Raw genomic sequence first — 4,308 nt, 5'->3', positions numbered from 1 at the left:
GTCGTCCTGGGTGGCTTATTGAGATAGAAGGTATAGCAATTATCCCTTTTTCAAACCATTCCCTACCCTCTTTTTAACCCATTTCAGGTATTTATCCCCTATTTTTCTCTCCTACCTATCCTTGACACTTATGAAAACTCTGGGTATATTAAAAATGAGAGATAATGAATAAAAAAAATAAGGATGTTTGGTTTTTCCTAAATTTCTTTACAAATCTTATTATACTCACCGGTATATGCTGTTTCTTTTGCACATCAGAACTACTGGCAGACACTGTTATTCATATAGGAGTGTACGAAAATCTTCCTAAAGTTGGTATATCTCCATCAGGAAAACCAGAAGGCATTTTTATTGATATTATTGAAGAGATTGCAAAAAAAGAGGGCTGGAGGATTGAATATGTGAAAGGAACATGGGATGAAGGGCTTGAAAGGTTAAAAAAAGGCGAGATAGACCTTATGCCTGATGTGGGTTACAGTCCCCAGAGAGCACAGATATTTGTATTCCACAAAGAGCCAGTACTCACTGACTGGTTTCAGGTATATGCACAAAAAAATAATAATATCCGTTCATTACAGGATATTTCACACAAAACTGTTGGTGTTCTTAAAGGTTCTATACAGGAAGAGGTATTAAATCAACTGAACAAAGATATCTCATTGAATCTGATATTCAAACCATTTCCCAGTTATAAAGATGTATTTGAAGCACTACAGCGAAAAGAAATAGATATCCTTGTCTGTAACCGATTTTATGGATACAGACACGCCAGAGAATATGGGGCTGAAGAAACAGGCATTATTTTTCATCCAAACCCTTTATTTTTCGCTGGTTCAAAATATACATCCCCTACCATACTTAGCGATATTGACAGACATCTTATACAGTTAAAGAAAGACCCTGATTCGGTTTACTATCAGACAGTAAGACGATGGACACCAGAACAGGTAATTTCAGTAGTACCTGCCAGGATAAAAAAAATAGGTATTGTTATGGCAGGAATACTTTTGCTGAGTTTTGTATGGGGATGGACACTCAGAAGGCAAGTAAGAATAAAGACCAGAGAACTGAGAAACAGTAATGAGGAGATTGCTACCCTTTATAAAAAACTTAAAGAATATGCTGAACAACTGGAACAGAAAGTAGAAGAACGGACGAAGGAATTATCTCTACTGACAGAGGACCTCCGTAAAGCGAAGGAAGAAGCAGAGACAGCAAACATGGCTAAATCCGCTTTTCTTGCAAGTATGTCTCATGAACTAAGAACACCTCTTAATTCCATTATTGGTTTCACAGGACTTTTACTACAGGGATTAGCCGGACCCTTAAACGAAGAACAGATAAAACAACTACAGATGGTTAAAAACAGCGGACAGCATCTTTTGTCTCTAATAAATGAGGTTTTAGATATCTCAAAAATAGAAGCAGGACAGATTGATATTAAGCCAGAAGTATTTGATATAACAGAATCTGTTAAAAAAGTAATAGAAACATTAAAACCAATGGCTGAAAAGAAAAGGTTGTTACTTACCTTTTATATATCGCCTGATGTAAGGATGATTAACAGTGACCGCAGGCGAATAGAACAAGTCCTCATAAATCTGATAAACAATGCTATTAAGTTCACTGACCGTGGAGCAGTGCATATAGATGTCTCTGAAAATGAGAATGGAGAAATAGTTATAAAAGTAGCAGATACTGGTATAGGATTCAAGAAAGATGATATGGATAAACTATTCAAGCCGTTTTCTCAGATTGATACCGGACCTGCACGTAAATATGAAGGAACAGGGCTCGGTTTACACATATGTAACCTTTTAATAGACAGATTGGGTGGTAGTATTTGGGTAGAAAGTGAATGGGGCAAAGGAAGTACATTTTATGTAGTGTTACCTGTTAATTTAAAAGGAGAAAAATGAGTAAAGTTCTTGTAATTGAGGATAATAACCAGAATCTTTATCTTATTACATTCCTTCTTGAAAAAAATGGTTTTGAAGTTATACCTGCAAGAAATGGTTATGAAGGAATATTACTTGCAGAAGAAACATCACCTGATGTAATTTTACTTGATATACAACTACCACAGATGGATGGTTTTACAGTCATAAAAGAATTAAGAAAAATCCGAGCATTGAAAGATATCCCTATTGTCGCAGTCACATCCTATGCAATGGTAGGTGATAGAGAACGTGCTTTAGAATCAGGTTTTGATGCCTATATAGAAAAACCCATCAATCCGGATACATTTATATTAGAATTAAAAAACATATTGAAAATTCACAGAGAGAGTTAAAATGACCATACTCATTGTTGATGATAATGAGCAGACCCTTTATCAGATTCAATTAGTACTCAAAAGTAATGGTTATAAAATAATTACTGCTACCAATGGTTCTGAAGCACTGGCAAAAGCAAGAAAAAACCCTCCTGACCTTATCATTACAGATATTCTTATGCCTATTATGGATGGATTTACACTCTGTCGTGAATGGAGAAAAGATGAAAAACTAAAAAATATCCCCTTTATCTTTTACACCGCCACTTACACACATGATGAAGATAGAGAATTTGCGTTAAAACTCGGCGCCGATGAATTTATCACTAAACCATCAGAACCAAAGGAATTTATCCGTATAGTTCGTGATGTTATCAATAAAGTTCCATATTTACCACGTCCAAAAGAGATTGAACCAGGATTAAAAGATGAATCTGTATATCTGCAGGAATACAATGCAGTTCTTATCCGTAAATTAGAAGAGAAGATGCAACAATTAGAAGAAAAGAACAGAGAACTTTCAAGAAGCAGGGACTGTATTAAAAAAGGTTGTATTGAAACCGTCCAGCGTCTTACCATTGCTGCTGAGTACAGAGATATACATACCCGTCCACATCTTAAACGTATTGGTTTATATGCAAAGGTAATAGCTGAAATTATGAAACTTCCTTATAACGTAATAGAAAGTTTATACATAACAGCACCTATTCATGATTTAGGAAAGATAGGCATTCCAGATGCCATCCTGTGTAAGCCAGGACCATTAACTCCTGAAGAATTTGAAATAATTAAAAAACACACTTTATTGGGAGCAGAGATTTTAAAAGGTTCAGAATCCGAAATACTCAAAATGGCTGAAAAAATTACACTTTATCACCATGAATGCTGGGATGGAAGTGGTTATCCATATGGGTTAAAGAAAGAACAGATACCTTTGGAATGTAGAATAGTTCTGCTTATTGATAGGTATGATGCTATCCGTAGTGAGAGACCATATAAATCTCCTTTTGACCATGAGACCGCATACAGAATAATCACTCAAGGTGATGCAAAATCAAAACCAGAACAATTTGACCCTCAAATTTTAGAGATATTCAAAAAATATCACGAGGAGTTCAAAGAGATATTTGATAAAAACCAATGAAAGGCAATTTAGAAAAATTCATCGGGTATTTTCTGACAGTGTTGCTTTTACCTTTACAGATGGTAGGCAATATTCCCCTTTCAGGTTTTAATGAACCTTCCGGGATTGTTTTTCATTCACAACTTAAGACACTTTTTGTTGTAGGAGATGAAGGAGATATATGTGAAATTTACCCGGATGGTACTTTAATAAAGCAAAAACGGATTCGGAACGCTGATTTTGAAGGTATAACATATAACCCTTCAACAGGACTGTTATACATTGCAATAGAAGGAGAGGAAAAGATACTTGAAGTAGACCCCGATAATTTTGAAATTCTACGGGAATTTACTATAGAAAGAACTTTTAATGGAAAAACAGTCCTTAAATCCGGAGGAAATGGTATTGAAGGAATTACTTTTGTACCTGACAAACACCATCCGGAAGGAGGAACATTTTATGTTGCTAACCAGAGTTTTGACCTGACTGATATGGAAGACCCATCTGCTATCTTTGAAATTGAGGTGCCACTAAAGAGTAATTCTGCTGTAAATTCAACAGCAAAGATTATTAGGTCCTTTTTCCCCGGCATAATTGATATTTCCGGACTTTGTTATGATGAGTCCTCTGGATATCTGTATGCTATCAGTGATATGACAGATACCCTGTTTAAAATGACAAAAGACGGAGAAATTCTAAAGGTATATAATCTTCCGGGAATAAATCAGGAAGGAATTACAATAGACACTGAAGGTTTTTTATACATCGCCCAGGATTCAGGAGGAGTTATAAAAATTAAGTGGAATAGACATTAGCAATAGGTTTATAAAAAATGCCGGGAGAGGGAGTCGAACCCTCACGGGTCGCTTCGCTCCTCAGGAGGGGGTGCTTCCCCCTTCCTGATATAGTC

At 35.8% G+C, this 4,308-nt stretch carries 4 protein-coding genes; all 4 read left to right on the top strand.

Annotated features, from left to right (window positions below; translation table 11 throughout):
- Nucleotides 1-164: 164 nt before the first annotated feature.
- The 4 genes from N3D17_07625 to N3D17_07610 are packed head-to-tail and all read left to right on the top strand — an operon-like array spanning nt 165 to nt 4,213.
- A complete protein-coding gene (locus N3D17_07625) occupies nt 165-1,919 on the top strand; it encodes an ATP-binding protein (GenBank protein MCX8083235.1) in 1,755 nt (584 codons plus the stop codon).
- Nucleotides 1,916-2,293 (top strand): response regulator, encoded by a 378-nt coding sequence (locus N3D17_07620; protein MCX8083234.1) that lies wholly within the window; start codon nt 1,916-1,918, stop codon nt 2,291-2,293. Before N3D17_07625 ends, N3D17_07620 begins: the two co-directional genes overlap by 4 nt.
- Nucleotide 2,294: 1 nt before the next feature.
- The gene (locus tag N3D17_07615; protein MCX8083233.1) at nt 2,295-3,419 is read left to right on the top strand and encodes a response regulator; all 1,125 of its coding nucleotides are present in this window, start codon (nt 2,295-2,297) and stop codon (nt 3,417-3,419) included.
- A complete protein-coding gene (locus N3D17_07610; GenBank protein ID MCX8083232.1) occupies nt 3,416-4,213 on the top strand; it encodes an SdiA-regulated domain-containing protein in 798 nt (265 codons plus the stop codon). The genes N3D17_07615 and N3D17_07610 overlap by 4 nt, the downstream gene beginning before the upstream one ends.
- Nucleotides 4,214-4,308 lie beyond the last annotated feature (95 nt).

Source organism: bacterium, assembly GCA_026414725.1.
Taxonomy (GTDB): domain Bacteria; phylum Ratteibacteria; class UBA8468; order B48-G9; family JAFGKM01; genus JAAYXZ01.
The sequence above is the reverse complement of the archived record's forward strand: the minus strand, read 5'-3'. Positions and strand labels throughout refer to the sequence as shown.